The sequence below is a fragment of the Mycobacterium sp. NGS49 genome (genome assembly GCF_059812565.1).
On the sequence record NZ_JCALCX010000053.1, the window covers coordinates 1 to 25,986 of the forward strand.

The 25,986-nt window shown below is 62.8% G+C and carries 21 protein-coding genes and 2 pseudogenes; 10 read left to right on the forward strand and 13 right to left on the reverse strand.

Features of this window, described 5'->3' with window-relative positions; translation table 11 throughout:
- Nucleotides 1–590 precede the first annotated feature (590 nt).
- Complete coding sequence (locus AC5Y7D_RS29055; RefSeq protein ID WP_499929499.1) at nt 591–1,517, reverse strand: sterol desaturase family protein; 927 nt, start codon at nt 1,515–1,517, stop codon at nt 591–593.
- An 87-nt stretch (nt 1,518–1,604) separates the two neighbouring features.
- On the opposite strand from AC5Y7D_RS29055, the gene AC5Y7D_RS29060 reads away from it, so the two are divergent.
- A complete protein-coding gene (locus AC5Y7D_RS29060; protein ID WP_499929500.1) occupies nt 1,605–2,354 on the forward strand; it encodes a helix-turn-helix transcriptional regulator in 750 nt (249 codons plus the stop codon).
- A gap of 644 nt (nt 2,355–2,998) precedes the next feature.
- On the opposite strand, the gene AC5Y7D_RS29065 is transcribed toward AC5Y7D_RS29060, so the two are convergent.
- Nucleotides 2,999–4,270: a L,D-transpeptidase gene (locus AC5Y7D_RS29065; protein WP_499929501.1), complete on the reverse strand. Its 1,272-nt coding sequence runs from the start codon at nt 4,268–4,270 to the stop codon at nt 2,999–3,001.
- 784 nt (nt 4,271–5,054) lie between these two features.
- Between AC5Y7D_RS29065 and AC5Y7D_RS29070 the strand changes: the two genes are divergently transcribed.
- Nucleotides 5,055–5,789, forward strand: a complete 735-nt coding sequence (locus tag AC5Y7D_RS29070) for a YoaK family protein (RefSeq protein ID WP_499929502.1) — start codon at nt 5,055–5,057, stop codon at nt 5,787–5,789.
- A gap of 411 nt (nt 5,790–6,200) precedes the next feature.
- Here AC5Y7D_RS29070 and AC5Y7D_RS29075 read toward each other — a convergent pair whose 3' ends face one another.
- Nucleotides 6,201–7,787 carry a PPE family protein gene (locus tag AC5Y7D_RS29075; RefSeq protein ID WP_499929503.1) on the reverse strand — a complete coding sequence of 529 codons (1,587 nt, stop codon included), beginning with the start codon at nt 7,785–7,787 and terminating at the stop codon, nt 6,201–6,203.
- Nucleotides 7,788–8,194: 407 nt separating this feature from the next.
- On the opposite strand from AC5Y7D_RS29075, the gene AC5Y7D_RS29080 reads away from it, so the two are divergent.
- Both AC5Y7D_RS29080 and AC5Y7D_RS29085 read left to right on the forward strand, forming a co-directional pair.
- A complete protein-coding gene (locus tag AC5Y7D_RS29080) occupies nt 8,195–8,689 on the forward strand; it encodes a hypothetical protein (RefSeq protein ID WP_499929504.1) in 495 nt (164 codons plus the stop codon).
- Nucleotides 8,690–9,496: 807 nt separating this feature from the next.
- Nucleotides 9,497–10,684, forward strand: a complete 1,188-nt coding sequence (locus AC5Y7D_RS29085) for an NAD(P)/FAD-dependent oxidoreductase (protein WP_499929505.1) — start codon at nt 9,497–9,499, stop codon at nt 10,682–10,684.
- 563 nt (nt 10,685–11,247) lie between these two features.
- Here AC5Y7D_RS29085 and AC5Y7D_RS29090 read toward each other — a convergent pair.
- The 3 genes from AC5Y7D_RS29090 to AC5Y7D_RS29100 form a co-directional block, all read right to left on the reverse strand.
- Entirely contained in the window at nt 11,248–12,027 is a 780-nt protein-coding gene (locus AC5Y7D_RS29090; RefSeq protein ID WP_499929517.1) for an alpha/beta fold hydrolase, read from the reverse strand.
- Nucleotides 12,028–12,460: 433 nt separating this feature from the next.
- Nucleotides 12,461–12,601, reverse strand: coding sequence for a DUF3024 domain-containing protein (locus tag AC5Y7D_RS29095; RefSeq protein WP_499929506.1), 141 nt, complete (start codon nt 12,599–12,601; stop codon nt 12,461–12,463).
- 126 nt (nt 12,602–12,727) lie between these two features.
- A complete protein-coding gene (locus tag AC5Y7D_RS29100) occupies nt 12,728–13,207 on the reverse strand; it encodes a hypothetical protein (protein ID WP_499929507.1) in 480 nt (159 codons plus the stop codon).
- Between the two features lie 372 nt (nt 13,208–13,579).
- Here AC5Y7D_RS29100 and AC5Y7D_RS29105 point away from each other — a divergent pair, with 372 nt between their 5' ends.
- Both AC5Y7D_RS29105 and AC5Y7D_RS29110 read left to right on the forward strand, forming a co-directional pair.
- Nucleotides 13,580–14,716: an NAD(P)/FAD-dependent oxidoreductase gene (locus tag AC5Y7D_RS29105; protein ID WP_499929508.1), complete on the forward strand. Its 1,137-nt coding sequence runs from the start codon at nt 13,580–13,582 to the stop codon at nt 14,714–14,716.
- A gap of 234 nt (nt 14,717–14,950) precedes the next feature.
- Nucleotides 14,951–15,736: a hypothetical protein gene (locus AC5Y7D_RS29110; RefSeq protein WP_499929509.1), complete on the forward strand. Its 786-nt coding sequence runs from the start codon at nt 14,951–14,953 to the stop codon at nt 15,734–15,736.
- 258 nt (nt 15,737–15,994) lie between these two features.
- Here AC5Y7D_RS29110 and AC5Y7D_RS29115 read toward each other — a convergent pair.
- Nucleotides 15,995–16,555, reverse strand: a pseudogene (locus tag AC5Y7D_RS29115) (HAD-IC family P-type ATPase); the annotation flags it as partial.
- Nucleotides 16,556–16,576: 21 nt separating this feature from the next.
- Here AC5Y7D_RS29115 and AC5Y7D_RS29120 point away from each other — a divergent pair.
- A complete protein-coding gene (locus AC5Y7D_RS29120; protein WP_499929510.1) occupies nt 16,577–16,945 on the forward strand; it encodes a hypothetical protein in 369 nt (122 codons plus the stop codon).
- A 388-nt stretch (nt 16,946–17,333) separates the two neighbouring features.
- On the forward strand, nt 17,334–17,642 hold the full coding sequence (locus AC5Y7D_RS29125; protein WP_499929518.1) for a four-helix bundle copper-binding protein: 309 nt from the start codon (nt 17,334–17,336) through the stop codon (nt 17,640–17,642).
- A 236-nt stretch (nt 17,643–17,878) separates the two neighbouring features.
- Here the strand turns inward: AC5Y7D_RS29125 and AC5Y7D_RS29130 are convergent, their stop codons facing one another.
- A complete protein-coding gene (locus tag AC5Y7D_RS29130; protein ID WP_499929511.1) occupies nt 17,879–18,622 on the reverse strand; it encodes a TetR/AcrR family transcriptional regulator in 744 nt (247 codons plus the stop codon).
- A gap of 154 nt (nt 18,623–18,776) precedes the next feature.
- Here AC5Y7D_RS29130 and AC5Y7D_RS29135 point away from each other — a divergent pair, with 154 nt between their 5' ends.
- Entirely contained in the window at nt 18,777–19,220 is a 444-nt protein-coding gene (locus tag AC5Y7D_RS29135; RefSeq protein WP_499929512.1) for an anti-sigma factor antagonist, read from the forward strand.
- 324 nt (nt 19,221–19,544) lie between these two features.
- Here the strand turns inward: AC5Y7D_RS29135 and AC5Y7D_RS29140 are convergent, their stop codons facing one another.
- From AC5Y7D_RS29140 to AC5Y7D_RS29160, 5 genes are all read right to left on the reverse strand, one after another.
- The gene (locus AC5Y7D_RS29140; RefSeq protein ID WP_499929513.1) at nt 19,545–20,390 is read right to left on the reverse strand and encodes a zeta toxin family protein; all 846 of its coding nucleotides are present in this window, start codon (nt 20,388–20,390) and stop codon (nt 19,545–19,547) included.
- Between the two features lie 5 nt (nt 20,391–20,395).
- On the reverse strand, nt 20,396–20,869 hold the full coding sequence (locus AC5Y7D_RS29145; RefSeq protein ID WP_499929514.1) for a winged helix-turn-helix domain-containing protein: 474 nt from the start codon (nt 20,867–20,869) through the stop codon (nt 20,396–20,398).
- Between the two features lie 440 nt (nt 20,870–21,309).
- Nucleotides 21,310–22,215 (reverse strand): hypothetical protein, encoded by a 906-nt coding sequence (locus AC5Y7D_RS29150; RefSeq protein WP_499929515.1) that lies wholly within the window; start codon nt 22,213–22,215, stop codon nt 21,310–21,312.
- Nucleotides 22,216–22,410: 195 nt separating this feature from the next.
- Nucleotides 22,411–22,977 carry an RES family NAD+ phosphorylase gene (locus AC5Y7D_RS29155; protein ID WP_499929519.1) on the reverse strand — a complete coding sequence of 189 codons (567 nt, stop codon included), beginning with the start codon at nt 22,975–22,977 and terminating at the stop codon, nt 22,411–22,413.
- 128 nt (nt 22,978–23,105) lie between these two features.
- Entirely contained in the window at nt 23,106–23,831 is a 726-nt protein-coding gene (locus AC5Y7D_RS29160; protein ID WP_499929516.1) for a helix-turn-helix domain-containing protein, read from the reverse strand.
- Nucleotides 23,832–24,673: 842 nt separating this feature from the next.
- On the opposite strand from AC5Y7D_RS29160, the pseudogene AC5Y7D_RS29165 reads away from it, so the two are divergent.
- Nucleotides 24,674–25,837, forward strand: a pseudogene (locus AC5Y7D_RS29165) (IS3 family transposase).
- Nucleotides 25,838–25,986: the final 149 nt, after the last annotated feature.

Here is a 25,986-nt window from a genome sequence, read left to right on the forward strand (position 1 = left end):
TGCACTGCCGACTGAGCATGAAAGTTCCGTGGCGTAACCATCGACCACGCAGCATCGCCCGGGCACCAGTTTGTTGTCTGCTATACCGTACAGGGCTATGGTATAGCGGAATATGTGTGTCACTCGGCGGTCCTGCGCAGAGCGGTAAGTTCGCCGCTCTGCGACGATGGGCCAGGGTGGCGCCGCCGCATGCTGGCTTATGTATTTCAGCGCAGTCGCAAGGTCACCGCGGTCATCCCGCAACAGGGTGACGAGATACCCGACGGCCGGTGAGCGCTGACGCCAGCCCCATCGTGGGCGCACCTGCGAAAGCGCCGCCCTTGTCCGTAGCAAGTTATAAGCCGGTCGAGCCGATCCAGTGGCCCTGCCGAACTGCGCCGTAGCTGAGATGCGTTGGCGTCGCGCACCGGACGGCATCTCCATTTCAGCTGCTGACGCTGGCGCCGTCGGTAAAGTTGCGAACCCGCCAGCATGATTTTCATCGGCGCCAGCCGAACTCTAGTCATACACCGTCACGATCGCGGGCATCCGCACTGGGTATCTAAAGACCCTTCGCGCTATGAGCGACCGGTGTCCAGACGATCACACAGTTAGCGTGTGTGGTGATCTTCTCCGCGGATCGCCACGGGCTGCACCGCATCGCTGTCCGCAACATCGTCGAAATGACATGCGCCACTATCGCGGAACGGCTCGATCAGCTGAGCCAGATATGGCACCGGGTAGTTGGGCTTCGCCGCCATACCGAGGTCTTCGCCACGAAATCGGCGGGTGGGGTCGAATGAGAAGGTGCGCAACGCGTGATCCCAGGTGAGTGTGAATAACCCGAAGTTGACGTCGCCCACACCGGCCCATTTCAGGTGGTGAAATCGGTGCCCTTCGTTGAGCGCCAGAACTGAACGCAGCGGCCCGACGCGGTAGTCGGCGTTGGAGTGTTGGAGCAGCAATTGCACAGCGATGCACACCGCCAGTGCCTCTGCTACCGACTTCGGCATCCCCATGATGAGTAAAGGCGCTGTACCCGAAGCTAATTCAAGCGCTCCGTGCAGTGGATGCTTCATCAGCCCATTGAAGCCGTAGAAGCGTTCCACGCTGTGGTGTACGGCATGCAACCGCCAGAGCCAACCCACCCTGTGACTGAGCATATGCATCAGCGTGATGCCAAGATCGGCCACCAGCACCGCTAGCAGCACCTGCAGCGCGAATGGCGTCGATATTGGCCATTGGTGATCAAACGGGCTCAACGGTACCGTCGCCGGTACGCCGAGTACGGCCACCAGGAACGCGGTCTCGTTGATGAACGCGTGCGCGACGTCGCGACGCGCATCACCGAGTGAGTCGTTCCACTCCTGGGCGTAGGGCAGGACCCGCTCGACCGCGAACGACAATCCGATCGCCGCGATGATCAGCACGATCATCCACAACTCGGCCCAGGGCGAGCGGGCCAGCGCGACCGCAACACCGTTGATTCCGACGAGCATCAGCGGCACGTACCCGTACCGAAGAAATGATCTGACCATGGATCTGAGTCTTGATGGCCTCCCACGGTTGACGCATGTACAGATCCGTCGACCTGCACGCCTTGGCGCCGGGGGATACTCGACGGTGTGACATGGTCTGGCGCGGCGGTCATCGAACCGGGCCGCCTCATCTATAGCGGGCAAATCGGCGTGGCGCACATGCACGCCCACGCCGCCGTTCAGATCGCCGCGACCACATCGGGTGCCGTCGAGTTCATCGACGCCGAAGGGCGACGGCTGCGGGGTGTCGCCGGAGTCATTCCGGCCGGTGCTGCCCACGCGCTCCATGCCGGCACCGCAACCGGGCTGATGATCTATCTCGAGCCCACCAGCGCAGCCGGTCGCCGACTGGCCGCATTGTTCACTCCCAGTACCCGGCAGGATGCGCGAGCATGGTTGGCCGCAGCGAATCGCGTTCCCAAACCGACTCAGCAACAACAGCTTTCCCTAGCGGCCAGCGCGGTACTGGAGCAACTGTGCGGTACCGGTTCAGCATCGTCGCATCCCGGCGCACCGCACTCAAGTGTGCGGGAGGCGATCGATCTGCTGCCTGCGTTGCTGTGCGGCCCGGTGAAACTCACCGACGTTGCGCGTGCGGTGCACATATCGGCTGACCGGCTTGGCCGCCTGTTCGCCCGCGACGTCGGCCTGTCATTTCCCGCTTATGTCCGGTGGGCGCGGCTCATCCGGACGATGGAGGTGGCCCGCGGCGGGGGCACCCTGACCGACGCAGCCCACGCCGCCGGATTCAGCGACAGCTCACACGCCAACCGAGCGTTTCACGAAATGTTCGGCATCGCCCCGTCCGCCGCGCAGCGCAGCGTGCGCCTGCAATGATCAGCCCGTCGCGATGCCGCAACAAGAATGCAATCGCGTGCTACCGGCCGGGACCCAAGACACGGCGCTGATCAACCGGCTGGCTCTGAGTTGTCTACTCACTCTGCAGAATTCGACGGATGACCGGGCAAAGCGATTACGTCGTGACGTCACGGTCTAGAGCACTGCGTAAGTGGGCACGGTGGGGCAGCCCCGCCCAGTCATAGAATTGCAAGCAGATCGGTTGTGGGAGACAAATCAAGGGACCGTCAACGCGACGCCGAGCGCAGTGTGTGCGCGCCGCCCCCCAAGCACGCCCCGGGCTGCTGCATGCGGTGGTTTCAGCCTTTCACGTCCGCCGGTGTCACCGACACACCGGCCGTAACCGGGTCTGACGCTGAAGTGTTCCCGCCGCGAAAATTTCGAGGCGCAGCGGTGGGGACACGGTCAGCACATACGCGCCCCGCCAGATCATGAGGCGGCCCCGAGGTGAGTCGACTCTCGACACGCTGATCTTTTCGAAGGTGAGTGGGTCATCGTGTCGTCCGCCTTAACGATTGCTTGAGCCGCAATAGCCGGCCACGGTGCCCGCCAATGATCATGGCGGCCACTTGTGTCAGCAGGGCTTGGCGCAATTTGTGATACGGATCCTTGCGCGCCGTCGGTCAACGCAGGGCGCTGCCGGCAAGCCATTGGTCCCATGGCACGCTCCAGTCGCCGTTTTGCCACACGGCCAGTGGCGCTCCTCCGGTGTTGTGCACTTCGACGACGTCGCCGGGCTGGGAAAACTGGTAGAACCAGCGGGCGTTGTCGGCGTTGAGGTTCAAGCAGCCATGAGACACGTTGGTATTGCCCTGCGCCCATATGGTGTCGTCGAGTTGGTGTAGGTAGATCCCGTCGCTGCTGATGCGGGTGGCGTACTTGATGCTCTGGCGGTAGCCGAGCCGGGAGTTGATCGGCAGACCATAGGTCGACGAGTCCATGACGACGGGGTTGGCCTTATCCATCACTGTGTAGGTGCCGGGTTGGGTCCAAAAGCTGAAAGCGCGACCGCCGATGGTTTGGGTGCCACCCATGCCCATGGAGGTCGGCATCGTGCGCACGAGATTCCCGTTGTCGTAGACAGTGATCTGCTTGGTGACATCGTCGGCGATCGCGATATGGGCGTCGCCGATGCGGAAGCTGACCCTGGCGTCATCCTGCCCATAGAGCCCGTCGCCGAGGGCGAGACCATAAAGGCGGGCGGCTACGGTGACCGTGGTTCCCGGAGGGTAGTAGCGCTGCGGTCGCCAGTGCGCGGTCTGGTCATCGACCCAATTCCAGGCCCCTTTCAGGGGCGGGCTGGTAGTGACGTCTAGCGACTGCTCGGCGGCGGCACGGTCGGCAATGGGTTCGTCGAAGCGGGCTACGACCACGGTGCCGATGCCGTAGGTGCCGTCATCGCTGAGGGGGGTGTTGGCGGTGGTGGTAAGCCGTACCGCGGTCTGATTGCTGGGCGCAAGGGTCGAGAAGCTGGAAGTCAGGGAGGTGGTGGTGTTATCGCTGCCGCGTGCGCTGGCTGACAACGTATAGGTGCGACCGTATCCCAGCGGGCCGGTGGGCCTCCACACGGTGTTGTCGGGTGTTACGACACCGTCGATCACTCTGCCGGTCTCATTGACCATTTGCACCGCAGCCAACATGCCCGTCGTGGCGGTGACAACGATCGGGGCCAGCGGGTCGACATCGTGGGAACCAGGCGCGGGGTTGACAGTCAGCGCCGCGGGACCCAGCTGCGGTGGCCCCGTCCGTGCCGGCGCAGCACCGTGGGGCCCTACGGCGACCGGGCGCAGCTGCGCAGGCCAAATGGCGCCCGACACGGCCAAGTCGATCACAGCCATCACTAGGGCCAATCGCACAACGACCCAACACAATTGCCGACGAGCGTCGGTCATCATTCATCGTCTCCGCGCTATCGAAGTGGGTACCTGGCCGCAACAACTTCCGACCGGACGGTCGGCCGAGGCAACCCCCACCGTCTCCCTACCAACATGATAGGTGGCGGATTTGCCGGCATCCATTGCCCTAGGAGGGTAGGGTACAGCCGGTTAGCTGTGACGTCAGTTGCGCAGATGAAGGCCAGGAGCACGATCAGCGCTTCCACATCAACGAGTCCGAACGTCTGGTGGCCCAGTCGCAAAACGCGCGCATGCATCGTGAAATAGGACCGGCTGCAGCGGGAATCGAAAGACCCGCGATCCATGGGCATTGCGCCGCAACTGGCCGTGCCGGGCCCTGTTGCCTTCCATTGTTGTCCGAACTCGTAAGGAACGGCGGAATGCTGCGACTCGGGGCAGCATCGATCTTGCATTCGAGTATCATTTCGGTTGCGCTACAGACGGTCACCAATTCCTGTTGCGCGGCATGTAGTTATATGCGCACTGCTGCGGTACTGGGAAGCACTCAACGCGCATCGCCGGCGCATCGCGTCTGACCGCAAACACAGGTTTGTAGATCACGATTTTCGAGCGCCTGCACCGCCGCAAGTGCCATCCGTCGTCCGGGCCCAACCGCGACGTCGGTCATCACCAGGCTCCATCCCAGGAACCCATGCCGGGTAAGGGTAACATCCCAACACATTGTCACTACACAAACTGGTGGGCCCGATCAGGATATCCAACGATTTGCCTTCGACCGGCGGTCTTGGACTGCGACCGCAACGATCATCGGACGGGAAGAGTTATGCCTCGGATTGCAAACGTAAGAATTCGGGATCCGCGAGCGCTGGTGCTCGCCTACAGCGGAGTACTGGCCGCAGTCGCCGGTTGGATCAACTCGGTAGCGTTGCTGGTCTGGGTGTATCCGGTCGGCAACCTCACGGCTTTGACCACAAAGATTGGCCAGCACACTACCAATCCGTTACTGCATCCGGGTGGCATGATCGCGGCGATCGTGGCCGGGTTTCTGGCCGGCGTCCTGGGGGCCGGCGCGGTGCTGGCTGCCACACCGAACCGTGCTGGCCCGCGCCACGCCGCGGTCCTGCTCGGCGAAGCGGCGCTGCTGCTGGCCGCCGCCGGTATCGAACACCCCTTGATCAGGGCGCCGCTGGCCGCTGCGGCGTGCGGACTGCAAAACGGGATGACTTCCAGTTTTCCGGGGATGCCAATCCGCACCACGCACTTCACTGGCACCATTACCGACCTCGGCCTGCTTGTGGCGCGTAGCCACCGTCACGGAATGGACAACTGGAAAGCTGCGGTCTTGATTGCGACTGTAATGCTGTTCATCGGCGGTGCAGCCGCTGGCGTGATACTTGGCGGCCGCATCGGCGACCACGCGCTGATCCCGGCGGCCGTCGCGTGCGTAGCTCTCGCGGTCGCCAACGTGTTGCATGACCGCAAGCGTCGGATCCGATGCCGGGAAAGAGTCGGCCGGCACGACGGTAATGCGGCAAGGCTTGGCCGTGGGTCTGGGTAAGATAGCGCTCTCCGACGACGCGGACTTGGAGCTCGAGCTGACCAGCAGCACGCGGCCAAAGCGAGGATCGGGTCACATGCCAACGGAGAAAGCCGGCATGGCAGTGAAGATCGGGCGGCGCACCAGCTCGAAGTCACCGTGCACCAATGTAGTGTCGCGCTTGCGTCGATTCCGATGCGCAAGGACTCCCATGTTGCGGCTGGCTTAGAGGGTTTGCCGAATCTTCCCGCCGGCCAACGCCATCTAAGCCTCAATCAATGGCGCGTGAAGCATGGCGATTCAGGGGCGGGCACTTCGATACAACTGCAGCAGGGGTGAGAGAGCTACATACGCCCTGGCATAGCTGGTCAGTAGCGCGCAATTCCGCCAGCGTTTCATACGGCCACACCTCCACCGCCACTACGCCCGGATTCAGGGAGCGCCGGCTTGGTCCGGGTCCCAAGTGCCCGGAACCATCGGCAGTCTTGGTCCGCTGCCGAACTCATCCTCGGCCAGCGTGGTCATCCCCCCCGCCACAGCGCCCGTTTCCGTACTCACGGTGCCAGCGAACCCCAGATTTCCCGCGCCTCGAACCGAGGAAACGGCCGTCGGATCCCCACCCGGCGGTAGGCCCCAGTCGGGGTCGACATCGACATTCATCTCCATGAACTCATCGCCGTGGTCGTGTAGCGCCGTGCGTCGCCGTCGACGTGCCCGCGCACGCGCGGCCGCGCCGGCCGACACCGCGGCAGAATAGGCCTCCGGCGCCTTCTTCCTGGCACGGGCACTGGCACTGGCACTACTGCTCATCCCGGACCCGAAGCCTAGGCCGGGGCCGCCGCCCACCAGGAACGGGTAGCCGAAGCCTGCGGCGGCCGGCGCCGGGGGCGGCGGTGCCGGCCCAGCGCTGGCCACCGTGCTCGTCGCGGGCGCGGGCGCGGGAGCCGACGGACCGGGCGCGACCGTGACGACCCCCGGGGCCATCCCAGCGACGGGCAACATTGGCCCTGCAGAGGCGATAGGCGGCGCCACGACGGCGGGGATGGCCGCAGGCTGGATAGCAGCCAGGCCGGAAAGCCCCGTCAAACCGGTCACCGTGCCCAAATTGGAGACGGCGGTGCCAAGTGCGACCGCCAGCAATTGCGGAGACTGGTTCAACGCTTGGAGAAGTTGCGGTATGTGCTCCGGGTAGTCGAAAAATAGAAGATCGAAATATGACTGCAAAGCCTCTTCCGGATTCGTAACGAGTTCCTGAACAAACGTCTCAAAATCTTTCGGGAATTCGATAGCGCGAGCAACCCACCAGTACGGGTCGGCGGCATTCGTATAGTCTTCGAAAGGGATCCCGTTCAGGGTGCCTTCGGTGATATCCCAATTCACCCGGCCACCGGAGACGATGCGCAAGAATTCCGCAACGACGTAGTCGATAGGGGTGGGCGCACCTCCGTGCGCGACCTCATCCGCCTGGTCGCCCTCTTGGTTCTCTTGCACGATCTCCGGTGCGGGATCGGTCTGCGGTGTCGACGCCCGCGCCGCGTCGGACACTGCTTCATAGGTCGCCATGGCGGTGGCCGCCTGGATCCACATCCGGACATAGTCGGCCTCGTTGAGCGCGATCGGGATGGTATTGATCCCGAAGAAGTTCGTCGCCACCAACGTCCCGTGGATGACGTGGTTGGTAGCTAGCTCGGGCAGCGTTGGCATCGCTGCCAGCGCTGTAGTGTATGCGGCGGCTGCGATCTCGTGCTGTGCAGCTGTGCGCGCACTGGTTGTGCTGGCCTGGGTCAGCCACGCCAGGTACGGCATGTGCGCGGCCACATACTGCTCGGCGCTCGGCCCTCCCCAGACGCCTCCCCGTACCGCGCCCAGCAAAGCCATGAGCTCGTCGGCCACCGCGGTGTACTCGGCGCTCAGAGACGACCACGCCGAAGCGACCGACAACAACGACCCGGGTCCCGGGCCGCTGCTGAGCAGCATCGCGTGCGCTTCCGGCGGCGACGCCATCCACACCGTGGCCATATGAACACTCCTCACCCTTAACGCCGACTTCAAACCTTACTGAGTTTGACAATCGTTTTCAATACGGCTACACGCAGGGAACGTTCGGATGTACTGACCGGTGGCCGTACCCAGCGGGGGTAGGGACCTAAGCCACGTTAACGCGGGGCAGAACGTCTCTATCCCCAGCATTGGCCGGCAACGACAGTGGAGGTTGCGACGTAACGCGTATGGTTTGAATCGGGGTATGTGCTATGGACCTGCACCCGCAGACACACCTTCGTTCGGCAGCATGGGTGCCAGACGATGAGCCCTTTCGCCCCTGGGAAGACGCGGCGCAACTCGCAGCCGAATGGATTTGGAGCCGTTCCGCGGCCGAAGGGGTGGCGCCAATTCTTGTGACGAATACTGAGCGAGGTGGATGGGGGATGGGAGTGCTCGACGAGATCGTCCGCGCCGGTGGCCATGCCACACCTCAAACCGAATGCCGGTTCAAAAATGCGCCGGTGTTGGCATACCTTCCGCACGCACGATCGTTACGTTTCGCCATGGATCTTGCTCGGAGATACTCGTTGGTGGCGGTGGAAGGCACGGTATTCCCGCTGTGCGGGTGGGCGGCCGGCGCCGACGCGATGAGCCTGCCGACCAAAAGCGCTTCTTCACACAGTATTCCCAATCGGGTGCGCCGAGATCTCGATGCGGTCATATCGTACGGTGGGAACAACGAATGGACAGGAACCGACGAAAAGCGTTGCGCGCAAAGGAGCCTTATTCCTCATTTGCGCGCTGGAACGTTGGATCCGTGCCAGGCTGCCAGTTATGCGATCTCCCAGGGTGTATCCGCTCTTGGGGCCAAGCGGCTTCATGAGCTTCTACGCAGCAAGAATCACGAGCTCGGTTCTCGCGGACCGCGCCTGATCTAGGGTCGAAGTGAGCAACAAGTGCGACGAGGTTGACCGCGTCGCGCGCCATTCGACCATATCCAAGTCAGGCTGCAGTCATCGGCCATACACGATCGCCTCGCCGTCGCGGGCTCGACGGGATCGCCAGTCGCTCGCCTGATGGTTTACCACTCGAAAGCACGGGGTAATCTCTCGTATACCCCCAGGGGTAATATGAAAATACAGCGAGGACGAGGGAAGGAGCTAATGATGGACGACGAGGACCCCATCCCAGCGCTGCAGCCGCCGCAGCGACCGGCACACGGTCCACGCGCCCGGCCTGATCGCCATCATTTGGGCCGCCAGTGCACGAACGTCGCGACCCAGCTGGCCACGATATCCGCGCCCTTGAGCGCGCCGGGTCAGGGTGTTGCATCCTGCATGCCGGTTCCCCCGGCGGCGCCGCACCACATAATCGAGGCCGAGTTGGAAAACCTACGCCCTGGCTTCAGGTGTCGTGGCCGTCGCGACGGCGGTCGGTGAATCAGCGGGACAAATCAGGCCCGATGAGCAATGCCAGTGGCCCCAGCAGAACGCAGACTACCTGACCCGTCGCCTGCGCTGCGCTGCTGCGCGCATTGCGCTGAGGGACGTCAATTAGCAGATCAACCTGCAGTGCTGTGCAACGTTGTTGCCAAGCACCGATGCGAAAACTGTTGACGCGCGAACCGACCAGCTCACGCTGGCCAACACGGCCAGAGACGCAACCTTAATCGCAAACCGCAGGTTCGTCTCGGCGAGGGCAAATCGAACTAGCTAACCAATAGAACTCAGAAAGGCGCAGCAACCATGACGAAGAAACTCGTGATACTCGGCGCGGGCACCGGAGGACTCGCCGCCATCGGCGAGTTGAGGCAACGAAAGATGCTTCGCAACATCGATCTTGAGGTCACCCTGATCGACCAGGAGTTCACCCATTTTCAAGGCTTCACCTTGCCCTGGATCATGCGTGGCTGGAGGACCGCCGAACAAGTGACACTTACACCCAGTGCTAAGGCGCTCGACGGCGTCCGCACCATCACCGGCACCGTCACCACCATTGATACCCAGCGCAAAAAGGTGCTAGGTGAGCACTTCGCCACGGATTATGACGCGCTCATCGTGGCGCTCGGCGCCAGAAACAATCCGGGCAAAGTTCCCGGGCTCGCCGAAGCGGCCGCTGCCGGAGTCGCCCACCACTTCTACAGCATCGTCGATGCGGATCACGCGCACCACGCGCTAAAGGATTTTGCCCGCGGGAACGTCGCTGTGCTCATTCCGTCGCTACCATATCGTTGCCCGGTCGCACCCTACGAGGGCGCGCTGCTCATCCATGACTACCTCAGCGAGCACGGACGGCGAACTCACGCGCAGATCGACATCTTCACGGTGGAGCCTCAGCCGATGCCCTCAGCGGGCACCGGCCCAGGCCGAAAGCTGATGACCCTGCTCGAAGACGCTCACATCGGCTTCCACCCAAACATGCAATGCCAAGCCGTCGACGCGGCAACGCGGTTGATTCAGTTCCAAGACGAAATCACCGCACCATTTGACCTGCTCCTGTTCGTCCCGCCCCACGAACCGGCGTCAGGGTTGGGCGGGGGCCCGGGATGGATCAGCGTCGACGCCCACACCCTGGCGACTGAACACGAAGGCGTTTGGGCCATCGGCGATATAACCGGGATCACCACCCCGAGCGGCCGGCCCCTGCCGAAGGCGGCGATCATGGCCAAAGGCCACGCGAAAACCGCGGTAGGCGGCGCACTGCAGTACCTCGGCATCGTATCCGAGACAACCGCTTTCAATGGCCACGGATACTGCTTCATCGACACAGGCGACCACGAATCCGCGCGCGGAATCGGCGACTTCTACGCGCTGCCCGACCCAGCGGTCGAACTCGTCGGACCCTCCAAGGAGCTACACCAGCTCAAGCAACAAGAAGAACGCGAGTGGGCCGACGTCTGGGCTACCAAACCCCGCGACCCACACGCGAGCTAATGCAACTTAGCAACCCCAAGCCTCTGGATCGCCGGGCCAGGTCGACCAACCGGGTGGCGTCGGCTCCGAGCCGCTTCTAGCCGCTGCGGCCCCTTGCGGTCCGGCACTGGCAGCGGTGGCCAGATGGAGACCCACCCCGTGGTCGTCGTGCGATCACGAGGTGCGGGCCTCAGTATGCGTTCGGGTCTCCTGCACCGACAGGTGAGATTGTCACCCCGTTCGGGCAGCAGACCCATTTCATCCCCGCCCTCGGGGTCACTAATGCCAGGGGGAGTGCCTCAACCCAGCTTGACAGAGAGGGCACACCTACACTCCGGCGGCCTGCGAGATCAACTCAATGCCGGTTCAAGCAAACCCGACCACCGAATCCGGTGGACTTATCAAAGGGGACTCGGACTCGCCACAGTCATGTCGGCGAAAAGCGCGCTGCCCTGCTGCCGAGGAGAACTTGAACTCATCCAGAGAACCACAAGCCGACGGTTCCCACTACCCGCCCATCAAGCGTAACAACCTACACAACAACGGCAGCGTCGCCGTATCCGCTGCTCCTCAGAGAGTATGCCTCAATTTGCACTGGCGCTCAGTACGTCATGGATCGCCGCAACAACTATATCGGGCCGTTCGATGGGTAGCCACGAGTGGCTCGTTCCGTCGGCAAATACAAGTTCGCCCCTAGGATACCGGTAGACCAGAGCACGATTGGCTGCATCCATCTTCGCATACGCAGCGCGACTACGGATTCGAGAGCGCGGCACTATTACCCGCACCGGCACATCCGGCAACGATATGCGCTCGAGTGCTGCCTTCATTTCGCGCAAATAGCCAGCGTGACGCGGGACAAGCCGTGCCGTCTGCCATCCCGCCCACGGATGATTATCGACGTAGCGGTAAAACCAGCCCATTGCAGACTTCTTGACATCCTTTGGAGCCATATGCCGCACGACACGCCGGCCCATGCTTGTGCGGGAAAGCCTCAGCAGCTGGGCAAACCCAATGATGTAAAGCCCTACGGCGGCCAGGGCCATCCCGATTAACTCGATAAGGCGTGATTCGGTGACCGGTGCAGAGGGATCAAGCAGGACCAACCCGGCTACCTTCTGTGGATGTCGTAAAGCGAACATCTGAGCAACCAAACCGCCGGACGACCACCCCACAATTATCACCGGCGTGGCCCAAAGTAATCGATCAATTATGGCATCAAGGTCGTCAGCCATCTCGGCAATGCTGCGCCGAGGCGGACCATCCGAGCCACCACTACCAGGGCGGTCGTAAGTTAAGACGGTGGCAAACGATGCAACCGACTGTTCCAACGGAGCCGCCAAAAGCGTCCGCCGTTCCTTCACCTGCCCCGCCAGCTTCAAGGACCACCGTAGGCCCCTGACCGAGGATACGTGTTTTGATGACTCGGTCGGAAAGTTCGACCGTCGTGGTGGTTTGCGTCAGCAAGACATTTTTCCCTCTCGCCTGGGGGGCACACCGCCGGTCGGCACTGCCGTGTACACATTCTGAGCGATTAGCCGCTCGGGCTTAGTCTATCGCGGCTGCTGCAATGGTCCCGGTCAGACATCCAGGTGCGTAAGTTGTCGAGCAGCGGGTACTGGGTGCGGGTGCCCAGGCTGTGTGTTCGTCGTAAAGGGCGTAGACAGCCACGGAGGATGTCGACGAGTCTGTTTGGCAATGTCAACCTCCAAATGCATCGGTGTTGCGACGCTGTCTGGAATCCGCGCGATCGGATTTGGCCTCAGGTGGTGGGTTCGGAATGTGCGACGGTGGGTGTCAGGCCGAGAAGATGCCGGTGGGGTCTTTGTCTAACTCTGTTAGCAGGTCGTGGATGTGGGCCGAGGGGACTAGTAGGTCGCAGCGGTGGAATCGCTGGTGGGGGTCACGCCGGTAGAGGGTCCAGGTTTTTGGTGGCATCTTCACGCAAGGGCGGGCGGTGCTAGGTGTTGGTCAGGTGCCTGGCGGCAATGTCACATTCAACGCGTACTTGGTGGCGGGCTTCTTCGGAACTCTTGCGGCGCACCAACGTTGACGCATGCGATATCAAATCCAGGCAGTGCCATCGTGGTAACCAGTGGGATTGGCTGGTGGCGGCGGTGAGGTAGTCATAGGCGGTGTCGAGTAGTCGTTGGCGCCGCCGGTTGGGCTCGTGGTTGGCTTCGCGGCGGCCGGCGCACTAATCAGTTCGTCGAATTCGGTGTTGGTCAGCGCGAGCTGACGCGAGTCGTTGTAGGCGCGGATAGCGAAAACTGCTCTGCGGCAGTCTTTATCGAGGAATGGGAGTGTGCGCAGGGCCGCTGCGATGTCGGCGGTGACGATGATGTCGCACACTGACTCGGCGGCGCTCAACCGCTGGAGACGCAGGTCGTAGATCGATTCGGTCCAGTTGCTGATGGTGCCGTCATCCCCGCAGCGACTGCAGCACCAGTCGATGGGCTGCTCTGGTTGAGTCCAGAACACGATGATGCGGCCGAGGCAGATGCGGTTGGCCGGGCGGCGGCGGCACGGCAGAGCGGTTCCCACCGGGTGTGGGCATCTCCGCCGCTGGCCGCGGCCACGATAGCGCTCAAGTGCTCGGCGAGCTTGCGTGCCGGCCCCGGAGTCTGGGGACCCAGTCCAGGAAGTGATGCAGATCGGCGACCAACATGACCTGGTCACTGTAGCCGCCACGCGGTGCTAAGGCTGTTCACCCGCGAAGCACTCGCGATCGACGTTGATCGCGCCATCAACGCCGACGGCGTCGTCGGCTGCTGGGCGACCGACCGGCGCATGCTCGAGTACCCGGGATTGGTCTTTCGTAGCGCAACCTCTCCCAATTCGATGGGTTTGCCTTGCAGCGTTGGCGGCAATACTGGGCGACGTGGCCTACGGGCGTAGGCCGGAAAGGGGGCGCGGATGACGCGGCACGTGCTAATTCTGGGCGCCGGGTTCGGCGGTCTTGAGCTTGCCACCCGGCTGTCAGCGACACTTTCCAATCAAGTGCGGGTGACCTTGATCGACGGCAACGATTCATTCTTTTTTGGCTTCTCTAAGCTCGATGTGCTGTTTGGTAAAAGCAAACTTGATGACGTGCAGCTGCCCTACGCGGCGATGACAACGCCGGGCGTCGATTTCCGTCAGGAACAGATCACCGCCATCGACCCAGAAACCCGGGTGGTGCGGACCCAAACCGGTTCCTATGAGGCCGACGTTCTCGTCGTGGCACTGGGCGCGGAGTACGCTTTCGACGCCACCCCAGGTTTCACCGAGGATGGCTACGAGTACTACACCCTTGCCGGGGCGGAACGGCTGCGCGACGCACTGCCGACATTCGAGGGCGGCAACGTCGTCATCGGCGTGCTCGGTGAGCCGTACAAGTGCCCTCCTGCACCGTTTGAGGCGGCGTTGCTGCTTGAGGATTACTTCACCGGCCGTGGACTGCGCGACCAGACGTCGATAACCGTGACGGGCTACATGGGGGCCCCGGTGCCCGTCGCAAAGGAGGTGTCCGAGCCGCTTCAGCAGCACCTGACCGCGCGTGGCATTAACTTTGTGGGAAAGCGGACGGTCAACCGGCTGGCACCCGAACGCAAATTCGCCGAGTTCGCCGAAGGCAGCGGCGTTCCGTACGACCTTTTCGTGGGCATCCCGGTGCATCGGGTCCCAGCGGTCGTCGCCGATTCAGGGCTGGCTCCGGACGGATGGATTCCAGTGAATAAGACCAACCTGGCTACCCGGTTTCCCGGCGTGTACGCGATCGGTGACGTGGCGGCCGCCCACACGGCCAAAGCGGGTATCTTCGCCGAGCGTGCTGCGCGGTTCGTGGCCGAGGACATCGTCGCCAACATTCAGGGCACACCGCCGCCGCCGCCGTATGACGGGTCTGGCGACTGCTACATCGAGTTCGGTCGCGGCGAGGTCGCCAAGGTCCAGGTCGACTTCCTCAGCGGCCCGCAACCGACGGGGGCTCTGATCGGGCCGTCTGCCGAATTGGTCGAGGAAAAGGCCGAATTCGCCCGTAGCCGCCGGGAACGCTGGTTCGGCGTCCGGTGACCGGGTGAGACTCGGCCTCCTCGATCCACGGATGAACTGGCTGTGTTCCGGCTGCCGATATGAGGAAGGCGCCCTCTGAGCTGTGATGTTTAGCGTTCCCTAACAACAATCGTCCGGTACTAGAAGGGCACTTCCGGTGCGGCGTGGGCGTTGTCGATCCTGCGCGGCCACGCACGTGTTGTTGCCAGTGACGGTGTTGTTCCGGAGAGCTTATGCGCCGGAATGGATGCTGCGGTGACCGCCCGCGCTAGGGCGTCCGGCGTCGGGCATCGCCGGATCGGCGCCAGCCTGCAGATGCCGGCGGCGACAGTACTGGGCTGGCTGCGCCGTGCAGGTTCACGGCTTGATGCGCTTCGAGTGTGGTGTCCGGCGCACTGGGTGGGCGCGTACGCGCACCACGCGGTTAACTCAGGACGCGACTTGCGCAACGTGTTGAACATGATCAACAAACCGGCGGCGCGGCAGGAACTGACCAGAACCGGTGTGGTCCAGCTGCCACACTTGATGAGCGGCAACGTTATCGGAGCGGGCCGCCACGGGTGCGACCAGTCAGACCGTGACGCGACTCCCACAGTGCTCGCCTTGCGGATCGGACCGATTCGCGAGGGAGATCCCGACTTACCAAACCCGCCGCAGATTCCGGCACCGCCGCCGCCGGCTGGCACCCTGACACCACCCAAGCCGATCGCGACACCGCCGACACCACAACAATCGCTGCCGCCAGCACCGGCACAGCCACCGCCACCACCCCAAGAGCCACCGCCACCACCCCAAGAGCCACCGCCACCACCCCAAGAGCCACCGCCACCACAACAGGCGGAGCCTCCCGCTCAGGCTGCCAAGCCAGGGGGCGCTGCCCGAAGTGGTGACAGTGGTGGCAGTGGTGGAAATGGCAGCGGCGGTGGTGGCGACGGCGGTGGCGGCATCCGCGGGGGCGGCACTGGTGGCAACGGAGGTGGGGGTCGGGTGGAGCCGCCAACGCCCCCTATGCCGCCGGGCTTTGTCAAAGTCGCACCGTGAGACGGCAGCCCAGCCGTCGCCTGCCCACGCTTTGCCGCTGCTCGCTTCACGACGATCGCACGGCGTCGACCCAAGCCGTGCGGCCAACCGCGTCCATCCGTGAACTGGCCGGCTGCTCCACGAGACGGCACATCCATCGCGCCACAAAAGTGATTGTTCGTCAGTGCGGGCAAGTGCTGTGCAGACGCGACCGGACACCAGCAACCAACTCAGTCCCGGTAACGCTGCATATTTGATACCGCCGCAATCGGGTGTCTGTGGGCCGGTTCGCGGTCAGCGTGCCGGTCTTGTCCAACGCCACCGTCCGGATTGCGCCGCAACTCCAGGGCGGCGCCGCCCTTGACCAGCACACCAAGCTTGCTGACCGCCCCGATCGCGGCAACCGACGGTCACCGGCACCGAGATCGCCAGCGCACACGGTGAGGCTGCCACGAGTACGACCAGGGCCCGCTCGATCCAGGTGGCCGGGTCACCCACCACGCTGCCTATCATGGCAACAAAGGCGGCGGTGATCATGATGGCGGGCACCAGGGGTTTGGCGATGTGGTCGGCCAGCCGTTGAGAGGCGCCGTTGCGGGCTTGCTCGGCCCCCACGATCCGCACGATCCGGGCCAGCGTTTTCCTGCGTGGTGGTGACCTCGATTGCCAGCACTCCAGCACCGTTTATCGATCCGCTAAACACCTCTTCGCCAGGTCCGGCCTCGATGGGCACCGACTCGCCCGTGATCGCCGAAACGTCAGTGCGCTGCGCCCGTCAGCGATGATCCCGTCGGTGGCGATCCGCTCGTCAGGTTTGACCAGCATCCGGTCGCCGACCGCCACTATCGCCGACCTGCAAGCTTGCTCGACACCTTCCGCCTCATCTACAACACCCAACGAAGCCACCGCGTCCACCCCGGCACAATCACCCCCGAGCAGGCCTCGCCCGACCCAAAGCAAGCCCCACCGGCCAACCCGCCGAACATTTCGTCATCCGCCACGACATCATCGACCAATTCGGCAAACTCACCCTGCGCGGCAACCGGTTACAAAAACCTCGGCATCGGCCGCGCTCACGCCCACACTCCCGTCCCGATCCTGGTCACCACCACCATCATCTTCATCAGCAAAACCGGCCACCACGTCCTAAGCAGCCACACCATCGACCCCGAAAAAAACTATTGGCGCAACCAACAGAAAAACCCCAGCCGATGGCCGGGGAATCTGTAACCCATGACGCGACTCATCTGTAACCGATGACTCGACTCATCACACACGGTCGACGCGGTGAACCTGAACCGGCGGATGGCCGGCCGCGCCGGGCGGCGCCTGTCGCCTTTCGCAGAGCCGCTGGGGACCAAGCATTTACGCAACATCTCTCCACCCCTGCAGCTGCAAGCCGTGCCGCTCACCGAACCGCTCAAGCCAGGCCTCGACTCAGACAAATGATCTGACGCAATCATCCGGCAAGGACACTGATCGACTCCCGTTAGCCCCTACCCCGGTTAGGTATTCTATGGCAGACTAAACCTGCCCAGCTAGCAGCGCTGGGAAGGGGTAAAGAAATGACAACAACCGTTTTACGGTTACGAAGTAAGGAGATTTTGTCATGGCGGTAATGGCAAACCAGGCCTGTCTGGATGCGTGTGCGGAGTGTCAGGCGGCGTGTGAGGCGTGCGCGAACTGTTGCGTCAACGAGGCGGAGATGGCCGACTGCGTCCGGTTATGCCTGGACTGTGCAGCGATCTGCGCGGCGTGTGTGACGCTGGTTTCCCGCGGGTCGCGTTGGGCGGCCCAGTTATGCCAGCTGTGCGCAGAGATTTGCGATGCGTGCGCGGCCGAGTGCGACAAGCACGACAACGATCATTGCCGCGCCTGCGCAGAGTCGTGTCGCCGCTGCGCTCAGGAGTGTCGGGCCATGGCCTGATCCGATCCAGCGCCGCCACGTTCATGGCCACTGCGCGTACCTGGTGAAGTGGCCGTGCCGCCGCACATCACGCGGGAGCGCAACGAAGCATGAATAATGCCGAGGGACGAGCGAAACGCAGAGCGTGCATGATTCATGGATTATGACGACTACCTATCATGTCGTCTAGATGTAAAATCTGTCGTTGTGACGAAATATGCTGTAGCATATTATGTTTCGCGTGCACGCGCTTCCAATCAGTGCCGAACCAATAGCTCGAGTCGGTCGAAAAGGGCCGTCAGCGACTCGTCAAACTCGGTGGCGCTGTGATCCTGCGAGAGAATAGCCTGCAGGCGGCACAGGTGTGGATAGTCGGATGAATTCCACTGACCTGCATCCGCTTCTTCAAGCAAGGCTTCATCGGGGTGCACCCGGGCACCGTGGGTCGACACTTCTAGCAGTAGGTGACCCACCAGGCAGGTGGTGTAGGCGCGATACGCGGCGACTGCGGCGGGGTCGTCGAACCCGTAAGAGATTAACGTCTCCAGAAAGCTTTCCATCCAGCGCAGGCTGCGCAATGGTGGTCGCACCCATGGTGTTTCCGGCGCTTGGGTAGCGATGAGGGGAAACACTTGCGGGTGGTCGAGGGCAATTTCTCGTACACCGTGGGCGAGCCGTAACAGGTAGTCCTGCCAGCAGTCTTCTTGCCTGCGAGCGCTGAGTTGATCGGCGTAAAGCCGATCGATGATGCGTTCGACCACCCCGTTGAGGAGATCGCCACGGCCGCTAACGTGCCGATATAGCGCCATTGCTTCTACACCGCAGGCCGCGCCCAGCCGGCGCATCGTCAGACTCGGCAGACCATCCCGGTCGATAAGCGCGATAGCCGTGTCGAGGATGAACTCGCGACTCAACCGCGGCGGGCCCTCACCGGTAGCACCGCAGCTCGTGGCGGTGTCGGCAAGCCCCGGCCCACAGTCGATAGTTTGGTTGTCCAACATAATTACCCATCCTAACGACATTCAGGCGGACTGGCCAGGTTCGTGTTTACATCGTAAACGCCGCGGCGTACAGTCGTAGATTGTCACGCCGTCTTCAGAACGCAGGGCGCATCCGGTTTGGCGCTTGACGCGAGCAAGACGTTAGGAGCCCCCCATGAGTTCCCAGAACTCATTCATTCCTGGCCCCCGTTTGAGCGAATGTCTCGCGTCGGTGATAAACCATTCGGGCACTATGCTTCGCGCCACCGTGGAACGTAGCAGTACAGTCATGCTGCTTCGCGTGGGCGGGGAAATCGACGCGGCCAACAAAGATACGTGGAAGCGTCTGGTCGATGACGTCGCAGGCGCCACCGCCGCACCCGGACTGCTCGTTGTCGATACCAGCGGAATGGATTTCATGGCATCAGTGGCGTTTCGCGTACTGATCGAACAGTCGGCACGATGCCGCGTCCGCGGGATCACACTGTGTCTGGTCAGCAATCAGCCAATTGTCGCCCGCATCATGGGCGCTGTCTGGGCGCGAGCCGAGCTGCCGTTTTATCAGAGTCTCGACGCCGCATTGCATGACTTCCGTCCGTCTCACCTTAGCCGGCACTAGGCCTGTTAGGGCACTTGGCCAGCGCACACGCTATTTGATGCGTAACTGCTCACCGGTTCAGGGCCGATCGTGTTTCGTTTCGCCAAGGGATGCGGGTACCCAACCACGGCCGGTTAAGCTGATTGATGCGGATTGGCGCTTCATCAAGTTGAGTTAGCCCGTCGTAGTGGTCCAAGAGGTCTGTACGCCGGTCATAGGTCCACCGTATGAGAGTTGGTGCGTAGTAATCACAGGCCTTCATCGTATGTGCCGACGGTTTGCGGTAGAGCAGGACCGCCAGAAGCGTTTCAGCTTGGTCGGGTTCGAGCTCGGACCACGGGACCATCACTGGAGATAGGACCTTTCGTAGATGACTTCCATTGGGCCCGTTGTGGTTCGGCGCAGGATCGTCACGTGCACGCGCGGGATTTCCCCGGTCTGGATCGCCGTATCGATGAAGCTTTTGGCGTTAGTGGTGCAGACAGATTCGACGCCGGGGGCCGGGTAGCACACGTCGATTGCATCGGCCGGGGTGAACCGGCCACCGAGCCGATCTTGACCTTTGGCCCATTCGACACGGAGTTTCCACCAACGGTCGAGGGCGCTTTCGTGGGCCTCCTCTTGTTCGACATCGACGCCGTACACCTCGACGTCGAAATAGTCGTTGTCAGCGAGCTCGCGAAAGATCCTGGGGCCCTGCAGATGCCAGGTGAGGGTGCCCTCGATGACCACATTCTCCTTGAGGCTGGTGCACATCTCGCGGATGGCTTCAGCGAGGCGCACCGACTCCACATGCACGAGTGCGGACAATTCGCGGGGCGCGAGCCCACGCCCGTCTGTCAATGGCGCCATGGTCAGCAGGTGGTCGTAGATGCCATCAGCCATGGCCTGCCTGATGATGTGGTCCTTAATGATGTCGGCATCGATGATGCGGTACTCATCGAGGTCGGCGATCCGGGCCCGCAATAGTGCAGTCTTGCCGGCACCGGGGGGCCCCGCGGTGACGATGGCGGTGCGCCCCCCGAGACGGGGATTGGCCTGGCTCAGATACCAGTCAATGGTGTCTTTCTGGAACCGGGCCCGGCCGAGGTCGCCGCGCGGGTACAGGCGTGCGGTGTTTTGGGCGGAGTCACGATGCAGAGGCGCTCCGGGAGCCGACAGTGCGGTTGAGTTGGGCGGCGACCTGCGCACGCAGATCACGGGAGGGGTGCATCGCGTTGGCGGTCGGCCAACTGTTGGAATTCGTCGTCGCTGAGTTGGCCGCGGTAGAAGGCCATCTCGATGGCGTCCCAGTCGCCGGTCATGTACGCATCCGTGGCGACACCACCGATGCGGACCACATCCCCGACGGTGTACCGCCAGTTCATCAGCGTGTCCATCATCTGCTCGGTGGTGATCATTCCGGCGGTGCGCTGGTCGATGATCTCGGAGGGCTTGGGTTTCAGCTGGCTAGGGTCGTCATTGACGCGCCGCAGGATCCGCTGGATCGTGGCCTGGGACTGATTACCGACCACGTCACTGATCTGGCGTTGACTGAGGCCCTGGACGGTCGCTGCTTCATAGATTTCGCGCTCAAGTTCGCGCTCAGCGACCCGCCGACGGGCCGCGATCGCGGCCAAGCGCTGCTCGGCCTGATGCGCCATGGTCTGGCTGACGGATTCAATCGACATCCTTACACCTCTTGATTCATTATGAATCAAGAGGTGTAAGGCGTCAACGGCGGCGGTCCTTAACGCACGGCGACCTGCTGCCCTGGGCCGGATTGTTGTTGCGCTGCGTCGCTGTGGGCCAGACAGTGCGGGGAGAGTTCAGATCGGTGAAAGCACGTTCGCCGCGCAATGTGTCGGCGCCCCAGCGTATCCGTCGCGGCCAGGGTCGGCCACGGCCTCACGCGGCGGTGGCTCCAACGGAAGGCGGCCCAGCGGGTGGCATAATTCATGCATAATAGCGGTTATCCATTATCCGGCCGTGTCAGCGATTCGCGGTACGGGTTTGCAACGGCACCGATGCTTCCGAATTCTCGCGCGTCGACCTGACGCTCCTGGATGACGTCGCGGTACAACGACGCTCTGAACCGCTGGTCGGTGCCCGGGCGCGACGGTGGAGGAACTCAGAAGCGTGGGTCTGCGGGCAGGGGCGGCCAGTCCGAGTCACCCACCACGCACACACCGTTCCGGTCGCACGTGATGGTGCGCCACACACTCGGGTGGTATCCGGCTCGTTGGAGCCGTGCTTGCACTCGCCGCTTGAGGTGCTCCAAGTTGCGGATCGCCTTATACTGCCCCGACGCCTCGTGGACCCTGTACCAGAACGTGAGATCGTTGTGTTTGTCCGCGTACTCGCGGATTTCCGGGCCGACCTTCTTGTCAATCTCCTGGAAAAACCACTGGATGAATTCCCGGACCCTCCCCGAGAAAAAGTCCACCAGGGGCGGCAATTCGATGAAGTCGTCGTTGTGCTTGGTGGTGATGAATTGTCGAGCTGGCGCACTCCAGGCATCCCACTTCAGCAGTCGGCTACGGCTGAGGCCGACCTTGTTCGTCATGGCTGATTGTCCGCCCGAGCCGGCCATGTTCTGCCACTGCGTGACCGTGTTGGTGATCGGGATGGCGTAGTGCATTGAGTAGTCGCGCAGCTTGGTGAGGAACACGATCCGCGGGTCGCCTAGTAGCTCCTTGCGCTTCGGGTCCCAGACCTCGACCTCCCAGGTACTTCGTTTCGGATCCCGTCGCCCGCACACATCACAGCGGAGTTCCTCGGCATCACCAACAGGCCATAGCGTGCGATGCGCGACGCGTTGCGCGTCGCGCAATCCCGCGAGCGAGGCTAGGTAATTGAACAGCAATCGGGAGGCCTCCACCGCAAACCTGTCCGGCAACTCCATGACGAATACCGGTCTGCCAAGGAAGCTCTCCAAATGATTGGCGAGTTCCACCTGGTTGGTGTTGAACAGCTCAGCGGCCCGGTTCAGAGCCTCGCACATTTCGTAGTAGGACTTGCCTGGTAGTGCGTCCACGTGCTCGCGTCGCTTGGGGAATTCGGTTGAGAAGTCAGTCATCGCAGCCGGGCACCGTGAGCCGATGAACCTCGATCGTCACTTCCGGGCGGCGAGGGCCGTCGACGCTGCGTAGAGAGCAGCTCTGCATCGCTGTCGTCGGTCGCCGCCTGCCCCTCTGATTTGGCAGTGAAAGGCGGACCGTTGGTCTACTCGTCAGGCCAGCCGGCACGTCGGGCACTCGCTCTCCAAAACGGTTGTGACATTGATCCGGCGCTTGCGCATCTCGACTTGCAGCCGCCCCAGGACACGAGGATCGTCGAGGGGGAGATCCTGGAGCCGGCCGGTGCCGTCGCGCACGATCTCCACGCGCTCGTCGCAGTCCCACAGAGCCACCGAGTACCCGTAGTTGTACGCGCTCCGGTAGCGCACGCCGCAAACATCGGGTCCAGCAGGCTTGTCCTCGTAGATTGCCCGTGCCCACTGCTGGGTAAGTGGGCGCGATTCATTTCCGTCAGCTAGCGAAGGGAGTGCCCCGATGGCCATTGCGGCACCTGCGCTGGCGAGGTCGAACAGGGGCAGCGGAACGGTCGGCATGACGATCGACACTCGGTAATTGGGGCAGACCGCAGCGACACCGGCTTCGCCGAAGACCTCGCTGGCGGAGGTTGCCAGGTCCACTCCGACATAGAGGATGCGCCGGCCGGTCGCATCGATCCGCGGCGGAATGGACTCGTGGTGATGATCCAGCCGATAGAGCGGGCCGAACGGACGGAACGCGATGCCGTCCGGGGCGTGCGCGCTGCGATGGTAGACGCGGCACCATCGCCAGCGCGGTGCGCCAGGTCGTGGTGTCCATGTCCACCGACCGCGGGATCGCGGCAGTGGCCGCCCTGGAGGGTCGAGCGGCCTTACCATCCGGCGGCGGTTAGGGCGCGGGCCACGGCGATCACCGGAGCACTGCCGTGCAGAAGCATTTCGTCGCGGGGTGTGCGTCCGTCGAACTCTGCGTGCCCAGAAAGCATCCACCTCGACAGGCTGATAAGGCCGCCGGGGAAGGCGGCCTGCAGCTGGTCGAGGTCCGGCAAGACTCCGGAGGGCGCCTCAGGCTCGAACTGCCACACGGGCAAACGCCATTCCCTGCCGATTTTCATCCCAACGAGCTTTCGGGTGGCGAGTTTGGCGGTAACGCTCTGTGCTGCCACATCGAGTAGCTCGGCTGCTTCGTCGCGACTGATGCTGTCGGCGGCGAGTCGGCGCCGCTGCGCGAACTGGTCAGTCAGATCGTCGAAGACCGCCTTCGACGCAGTGACCGAGTCGGGTGCGGGACCCCAGAAGCTCTCGTCGAGGTCGTCGCCGGAATCGGATACCACCGCGGACTCCAGACGGGCCAGCTCTGCCTCTGTCGCCGCGTCCACGACAGCGGCGACAGAGGCACGCAACCGGCGCCGATTCGATGCCGTAGTGCCCACGTCCGCCGGATTAATGACGGCGTCCACAGGAACGATGGCCAATCCGGCTCGCTGAAGGGCGCGCTCCAGAGTGCGGCGTTCGGGGCTTCCAACGGGGAGGCCTTCAGGGATGCGGTTCACCGACTCGTCGGCCGTCGCCGGCTCCAGGACGAAAATCTCCGCCATTACTACCACCTCCTCTACGCAGGATACGCAACTTATGCACTTTCCGCAGCAAGTGAAGCGGCAACTTTTTCAACGTCCAATATCGGTTCGGCCCGGCGGATGCGCCTACGCCTTGGGCTGGTGTCGCCACCTGCTGCCATCGTGCGCACCGCCCACGAAAAACGGACCGCACCCGTTTTCGGGCATGGTCCGCCAGACGTGTTCCGTGTCGCATGCAACAGGTGTTGTTGTCGCGCACCTCCAAAGCGGCCTCCGGGCACTCAAAGTTCGACTGCAGCCAACAGCCGGTTGGCGTGTGCTTGCGCCTCAGCTGTCTGGTGCGCTCCCGCAGCTAATGCGGCGGGGAGTAACTCGGGACCCCTCGCCCTGGGTGGGCACTAAACAAGACTTCGCCGCATCAACCCTGGCCCCAGACGCTTCTCGACTATCTGACGAAACGACTTGCGCAGGAGTACGAGATCAAGTTCTTCCTCCTCGAGGCCAACCGGTGCACCGGGGATCTGCAACCGCACGATAACTACGAACCGTTCTTCCTGGGCACCCAATCCAGCGGTGCCGCCAAGATGGTGGCGGGTTGATGGTTGTGATGAAGTTTTCCAGCTCGCCGACCTGGACCGAGACAATGCCCATACCGTCTAAGGCGTTCAAGAGTTCTGTCGCGGCGGTCTTGTCTTGTTTGAACGCACGCACGCCTGCCTCTTTGAGCTTGCCCCAGTTTGTTGCCGGGAGTGAAACGGCAGCGGCGAGCGCCTTGGCCAAGGGCTTATTCAACGGGTCTGCTGCACGAATTGGTGACATCTGAGTTGGCTTGCCCGTGACGGGTGGGCTGGAAGGATGTCAGTGTGCCCAGGCCTTATCCCCGCGAGTTCCGTGACGATGTCGTGCGGGTCGCTCGCAACCGCGACGACGGCGTGACAATCGAACAGATCGCCACCGACTTTGGTGTGCACCCGATGACGCTAACCAAGTGGCTGCGTCAAGCCGACATCGATGAGGGCACCAAGCCCGGCAAGAGCACCAGCGATTCCGCGGAGCTACGCGAGCTGCGTCGCCGGAATCGGTTGTTGGAGCAGGAGAATGAGGTTCTGCGCCGCGCTGCGGCCTATTTGTCGCAGTCGAATCTGCCGGGAAAGGGCTTTACCCGCTCGTGAAAGAGCTCGCCGCCGACGGCATCCCCGTCGCGGTGACGTGCCGGGTCCTCAAGCTCGCCCGCCAGCCCTACTACCGCTGGCTGGCCAACCCTGTGACGGACGCCGAACTGGCCGAGGCCTACCGTGCCGACGCCCTGTTCGACGCCCCTCGCGATGATCCGGAGTTCGGCTACAGGTTCCTGGTCGCCGAGGCAGGGGATGCCGGGCAGTTGATGGCAGAGCGGACCGCGTGGCGGATCTGCTCGCACAACGGCTGGTGGAGTTTTCGGCAAGCCCAAGCGAGGTAAGAACGGCAAGGTCGGCCCACCGGTCCATGACGATCTGGTCGGCCGCGATTTCACTGCCGATGCGCCAAATCAGTTGTGGCTGAGCGATATTACTGAGCACCGCACCGGTGAAGGCAAGCTCTACCTCTGTGCGATCAAGGACGTGTTCTCCAACCGGATCGTCGGCTACAGCATCGACTCCCGGATGAAATCCCAGCTGGCCACCCAGGCGCTCAATTCTGCGGTAGCACGCCGAGGCGAGGTCGCCGGATGCGTGCTTCACAGCGACCGCGGCAGCCAATTTCGAAGTCGGAGATTCGTCCACGCCCTGGGCCGCTACGACATGGTCGGGTCTATGGGCCGTGTCGGGGCTGCCGGTGACAATGCGGCCATGGAGAGCTTCTTCAGCCTGCTCCAAAAGAACGTCCTGGACCGTCGCCGCTGGGATACCCGTGAGCAGTTGCGCATCGCCATCGTCACCTGGATCGAACGGACCTACCACCGTCGACGCCGGCAGGTCGGCCTGGGCCGGTTGACCCCTGTCGAATTCGAGGCAATTATGACCACACCGGCCAGTCAGGCCGCGTGACCGAAACTGTCACCTGATCGTGCAGCAGACCCATTCTTCGGTACAGGTCGTGGTCAGGATGCCAGGACGAGCCGTCAAAAGAATCTGGACGTTGGCCACTTTCCTCAATCCGACACCCGAATTGCATCAGGTCCGTCGATGGATCGAGG

Bases quoted from the DNA above. Each gene is read 5' to 3' on its own strand.
- AC5Y7D_RS29055 (WP_499929499.1), bottom strand. From the start codon at position 1,517: ATGGTCAGATCATTTCTTCGGTACGGGTACGTGCCGCTGATGCTCGTC.
- AC5Y7D_RS29065 (WP_499929501.1), bottom strand. From the start codon at position 4,270: ATGATGACCGACGCTCGTCGGCAATTGTGTTGGGTCGTTGTGCGATTG.
- AC5Y7D_RS29070 (WP_499929502.1), top strand. From the start codon at position 5,055: ATGCCTCGGATTGCAAACGTAAGAATTCGGGATCCGCGAGCGCTGGTG.
- AC5Y7D_RS29075 (WP_499929503.1), bottom strand. From the start codon at position 7,787: ATGGCCACGGTGTGGATGGCGTCGCCGCCGGAAGCGCACGCGATGCTG.
- AC5Y7D_RS29080 (WP_499929504.1), top strand. From the start codon at position 8,195: ATGGGAGTGCTCGACGAGATCGTCCGCGCCGGTGGCCATGCCACACCT.
- AC5Y7D_RS29085 (WP_499929505.1), top strand. From the start codon at position 9,497: ATGACGAAGAAACTCGTGATACTCGGCGCGGGCACCGGAGGACTCGCC.
- AC5Y7D_RS29095 (WP_499929506.1), bottom strand. From the start codon at position 12,601: ATGCCACCAAAAACCTGGACCCTCTACCGGCGTGACCCCCACCAGCGA.
- AC5Y7D_RS29105 (WP_499929508.1), top strand. From the start codon at position 13,580: ATGACGCGGCACGTGCTAATTCTGGGCGCCGGGTTCGGCGGTCTTGAG.
- AC5Y7D_RS29125 (WP_499929518.1), top strand. From the start codon at position 17,334: ATGGCAAACCAGGCCTGTCTGGATGCGTGTGCGGAGTGTCAGGCGGCG.
- AC5Y7D_RS29130 (WP_499929511.1), bottom strand. From the start codon at position 18,622: ATGTTGGACAACCAAACTATCGACTGTGGGCCGGGGCTTGCCGACACC.
- AC5Y7D_RS29135 (WP_499929512.1), top strand. From the start codon at position 18,777: ATGAGTTCCCAGAACTCATTCATTCCTGGCCCCCGTTTGAGCGAATGT.
- AC5Y7D_RS29145 (WP_499929514.1), bottom strand. From the start codon at position 20,869: ATGTCGATTGAATCCGTCAGCCAGACCATGGCGCATCAGGCCGAGCAG.
- AC5Y7D_RS29160 (WP_499929516.1), bottom strand. From the start codon at position 23,831: ATGGCGGAGATTTTCGTCCTGGAGCCGGCGACGGCCGACGAGTCGGTG.